We start from the raw sequence: 4,471 nt of genomic DNA, 5'->3' as shown, positions 1-4,471 counted from the left end.
GCACGCACGTCGTCGCGCCCGGGGACACCCTCTACAACATTTCGGTGCGCTACGGGCTCGACAGCCGTGCGTTGGCGAGCTTGAACGCCGTCACCGATCCGACGCAGCTGCGTTTGGGGCAGGTGCTCCGGCTCCCTGAGAGCGTGACCGAACCGCGCGTTCCCGTGGTTTCGCAGAACGTGCGCGTGAGCCGCGTGCCGGGGGTTGAGTCCGAAACCGTGACGACGCCCTCCCAGGAGCCCGAAACCGTGGTGCTCGATCCGGCGACGAAGACGGGCGGCACGCCCGCCATCACCAATACCCCGAACCAGGACATCGCCGAGGCCGCCCAACCCGCGAAGACCGCTCCGAAGACCACGCCCGCCGTGGTGCCCGGGACGCGCATGCTCTGGCCCGTGCAGGGGACGGTGCTCTCCGACTACGCCGCGAACGGGAAGGGCCTCGACATTGCGGGGACGCAGGGCGACGTCGTGGTCGCCGCGGCCGCAGGTCAGGTGCTCTTCGTCGGGGACGGCGTGAAGGGCTACGGGCAGTTGGTGATCATCAAGCATTCGCCTACGCTCGTCACCGCGTACGGCCACAACGACAAGATCGTCGTGAAGCTGAACGACAAGGTTCGTGCCGGGCAGAAGATCGCCGAACTCGGATCCTCCGAGTCGTCCCGCCCCATGCTCCGCTTTGAGGTGCGCGAGAAGGGCAAGCCCGTCGACCCGATGCGTTATTTGGGTCCGAAGCGCTGAAGCCCGGACGCACTTTCGCTAGAATCCATCCTCCGCGAGGCCGACCCCACCGGGTCGGCTTCGCATTTTTCCCACCGGATTTTGTTTGCCGGCGCGGCCCCTCGAACTTCGCTGCGCCACGAGTTGATGAGGAGGGCCGTCATGGCCAAACGCAAAGAGAAGACCCCCGAATACTTCACCGTCGACGTCGACCGTCTGGACCAGGAAGGCCGCGGCGTCGCCAGGAACGACGAAGGCAAGGTCGTCTTCATCGAAGGCGCGCTCCCCGGCGAGCGCGTGACGTACGAGCGCCTGCGCTCGAAGCCGAGCTACGAGAAGGGCCGCGTCGTCGCGGTCCACCGCGAGAGCGTCCAGCGCGTCAAGCCCGCCTGCCCGCACTTCGGGATCGGCCCGGGGAGCTGCGGCGGCTGCGCGATGCAGCACTTGGAGGCGAACGCCCAGGTCGCCTACAAGCAGAAGGTCCTCATGGACACGCTCTGGCACATCGGCCGCGTCAAGCCCGAAAGCGTCCTCCCCGCGATTCACGGTCCGGCCTGGAACTACCGCCACCGCGCGCGCCTCACGGTGCGCGACGTCGCGAAGAAGGGCGGCGTCCTCGTGGGCTTCCACGAAAAGGCCTCGTCCTACGTCGCCGACATGACGACCTGCAAGATCCTCACGAAGAACGTCGTCGCGATGCTGATGCCGATGCGTGAGCTGGTCGCCTCGCTCTCCATCCGTCAGCGCCTCCCGCAGATCGAAGTCGCCGTGGGCGGCGACAGCCGCACGGCCCTGGTCTTCCGCGTGCTCGAGGCGCCGACCGACGACGACATGGAAAAGCTCCTCGCGTTCGGCCGCGAGCACGGCGCCGACATTTGGCTCCAGCCCAAGGGCCCGGAAACGGCGCACGCGGTGCTCCCCGAGAACGAACACGCGCTCGGGCTCTCGCTCTCGGAATTCGGCGTGCGGATCAGCTTCAAGCCGACCGACTTCACGCAGGTGAACCACGCGTTGAACGAAACGATGGTGGGCCGCGCCGTGCGTCTCCTTCACGTCGAACCCGAACACAAGGTCGCCGACTTCTTCTGCGGCCTCGGTAACTTCACGCTGCCCTTGGCGACCAAGGCCGCCAAGGTGATCGGCATCGAGGGGAGCGAAGGTTTGGTCGCGCGCGCCCGCCAGGGTGCGGCCGACAACGGCCTTGCCGACAAGACGGAATTCGTCGCGCGCAACCTCTTCACCTGGACCGAAAAGGACTGGGACGAGCTTTGGGACCGCATGGGCGGCATCGACCGCGTGCTGATCGACCCGCCGCGCGAAGGCGCGATCGAGCTGGCCGGCGCGCTCGCCGCCACCGACCGCCGTCCCGCCCGCATCGTCTACGTCTCCTGCAACCCGGCGACGCTGGCGCGCGACTGCGCGAAGCTCCACCACGAAGGCGGCTGGCACATCCGTGCGGCCGGGATCATGAACATGTTCCCGCACACGGGCCACGTCGAGTCGATTGCGGTGTTGGAACCCGGCCCCAAGCCCGAACGCCGTCCGGCTGAAGACCTTCAGACGGAAGCGGCCCAGGACGTTCCCGCGGAAACTCCCGCGAACGAAACGGCCGAAACGGCTGAGTAATCCGGTTGGCCCCTTCGGGGGCGCCGTTTGACGAAGGGCGTCTGGTCTCGGGACCGGCGCCCTTTTTCCTTGCGCGGCATGGGAAGAACGTTTGGGAAAAATCGGTCCGGGTGCGCGTTGGGAAACCTTGAGACCGCAGGGATCCCGGGGCGCCGTCTTCGGGAACCATGTAGGCACAAACCGGCGGCGGGACGGCGAAGACGTGCGGCGGAACGAGTTTCGGAAAATCCGGAGGATCGTGGCGATGGGAAACCTTGAGGCCGTAGGGAATCCGGTTCGCCGGCTTTGGGAACCATGTAGGCACAAACCGGAGACGGGGACGACAAACACGACAAAGGCGCCCGGCCGGGGATGGGCGGGCGCCTTTGAGCGAGTCGTTCCCAAGGATCAAGCTTTCTTCGCCTTCTTCGGGTCGGCTTCAAGCGTCGTCTTCGTGAGCTTCTCCAGAAGTTCCGTCGTGCGGTGGGTGAGCTTCTTGAGCTTTTCCATTTCCGCGTCCGAAGCCTGGCGGCCGTGAAGGAGCTCAAAGAAGCGGCGGGCGAGCGCTTCCTCGTCGAGGCGGTCGACTTCGACGGCGCGAAGGAGCCGGCGTCGGAGCTTCTCGATCTCTTCCTTCCCTTCGGGCGAGAGCGCCTTGGTGCGCTTCTGGGTCGAGGCGTCGACGAAGGCGCAGGTGCCGAAGAAGGTCTTGCGGCGAAGGCGCTCGTCGCCGCCCAACCCCGGCGTCATGCGCACGGCCGTCTGAAGCGCGAGCGCCTCCAGGTACGCGCTCCACTTCATGAGAAAGCCCGCGCGCACTTCCGCCCCCGACCAGGGGAAGAAGGGCAGGGATACTGCGGCGTGCCGGGCCGCCTCCCGCAGGAACGGCCCCGAGACGAGTTCGCGCAGCGCGGCGCCGTAGGTGAGGCCGAGTTCGTCGGCGAGAGCTTTGTCGAGCGGTCGTTCCATGGGAATCCTTTCGAGTGAGTTGGTCCGGTGTCGACATTTTAGGCATACGAAACAAAGCGCAACCAAAGCGCGTCGGCACGGGCGGGCCTTTGCGGCCTCCATGATAAAATTCATCGTTTGAACGGATCGGGCGTTTCCATCGTCCGCAACCCGTTCTCCACCTCTTTCCAAAATCACTTTCTACGAGTCAATCATGGCCATTGAGCGTACCCTCTCCATCATCAAGCCGGATGCCGTCGCCAAGAACGTTATCGGCAAGATCTACTCCCGTTTCGAAACGAACGGCCTCAAGATCGTCGCCGCCCAGATGCGTCAGCTCTCGCAGGCTGAAGCCGAAGGCTTCTACGCCGTTCACCGCGAACGTCCGTTCTTCGCCGACCTCGTCAAGTTCATGACGTCCGGCCCCGTGATGATCCAGGTCCTCGAAGGCGAAGGCGCCATCCTCAAGAACCGTGAGCTCATGGGCGCCACGGATCCGAAGAAGGCCGCCCCGGGCTCGATCCGCGCCGACTTCGCCGAAAGCATCGACGCCAACGCCGTCCACGGCTCCGACGCTCCGGAAACGGCCGCCGTCGAAATCGCCTACTTCTTCCCGGCCCTCTCGATCCACTCCCGCTGATCGACCGACCCGAGGATTTAGTCCGTGACCGACATCGTTGAAGAGCCCGTCGCCGAACGGGTCAATCTGCTCGACTACGACCTTGAGGGCCTCACCGCCTGGTGCGCTTCGCACGGCGAGAAGGCCTTCCGGGCCACGCAGCTCGCACGCTGGCTTCACCGCCACGTCGAGGGCGACTTCGATCGCATGACGAATCTTGCGAAGAGCTTCCGCGCGAAGCTCCACGCCTTGGCGAAGGTCGAGGCGCCGCGCGTCATCACCGAGAAGATCTCGGGTGACGGCACCCGCAAGTGGCTCTTCGACGTCGGCGGCGGCAACGCCGTCGAGTCGGTCTTCATCCCCGAGGATGACCGCGGCACGCTCTGCATCTCGACGCAGGCGGGCTGCGCGATGGGCTGCCTCTTCTGCTCGACGGGGAAGCAGGGCTTCAACCGCAACCTCTCGACGGCCGAAATCGTCGGGCAGCTCTGGCACGCCGAGCGCGAACTCCGCGAAGCGGCCGGCGTCACCGACCCGAACGACCGCATCATCTCCAACGTCGTCCTGATGGGGATGGGCG

General features: G+C 65.8%; 4 protein-coding genes and 1 pseudogene. 4 read left to right on the top strand and 1 reads right to left on the bottom strand.

The features are described 5' to 3' along the window. Window positions 1-740: peptidoglycan DD-metalloendopeptidase family protein (locus tag HMPREF9440_RS06520; protein WP_050816170.1), on the top strand; the 740-nt coding region annotated here is incomplete at its 5' end. A 141-nt stretch (window positions 741-881) separates the two neighbouring features. Continuing rightward, window positions 882-2,345 (top strand): 23S rRNA (uracil(1939)-C(5))-methyltransferase RlmD, encoded by a 1,464-nt coding sequence (gene rlmD, locus HMPREF9440_RS06515; RefSeq protein ID WP_050816169.1) that lies wholly within the window; start codon window positions 882-884, stop codon window positions 2,343-2,345. Between the two features lie 387 nt (window positions 2,346-2,732). Here the strand turns inward: rlmD and HMPREF9440_RS06510 are convergent, their stop codons facing one another. Beyond that, window positions 2,733-3,293: a hypothetical protein gene (locus HMPREF9440_RS06510; RefSeq protein ID WP_008542651.1), complete on the bottom strand. Its 561-nt coding sequence runs from the start codon at window positions 3,291-3,293 to the stop codon at window positions 2,733-2,735. A gap of 193 nt (window positions 3,294-3,486) precedes the next feature. On the opposite strand from HMPREF9440_RS06510, the gene ndk reads away from it, so the two are divergent. Then, window positions 3,487-3,912 carry a nucleoside-diphosphate kinase gene (gene ndk / locus HMPREF9440_RS06505; RefSeq protein WP_008542649.1) on the top strand — a complete coding sequence of 142 codons (426 nt, stop codon included), beginning with the start codon at window positions 3,487-3,489 and terminating at the stop codon, window positions 3,910-3,912. 33 nt (window positions 3,913-3,945) lie between these two features. After that, a pseudogene (locus HMPREF9440_RS11990) lies at window positions 3,946-4,471 on the top strand (23S rRNA (adenine(2503)-C(2))-methyltransferase RlmN); the annotation flags it as partial.

Origin of the sequence: Sutterella parvirubra YIT 11816, from assembly GCF_000250875.1 — a bacterium.
GTDB classification, from domain to species: Bacteria; Pseudomonadota; Gammaproteobacteria; order Burkholderiales; family Burkholderiaceae_F; genus Sutterella; species Sutterella parvirubra.
This window is presented reverse-complemented; position numbering and strand designations above follow the sequence as displayed.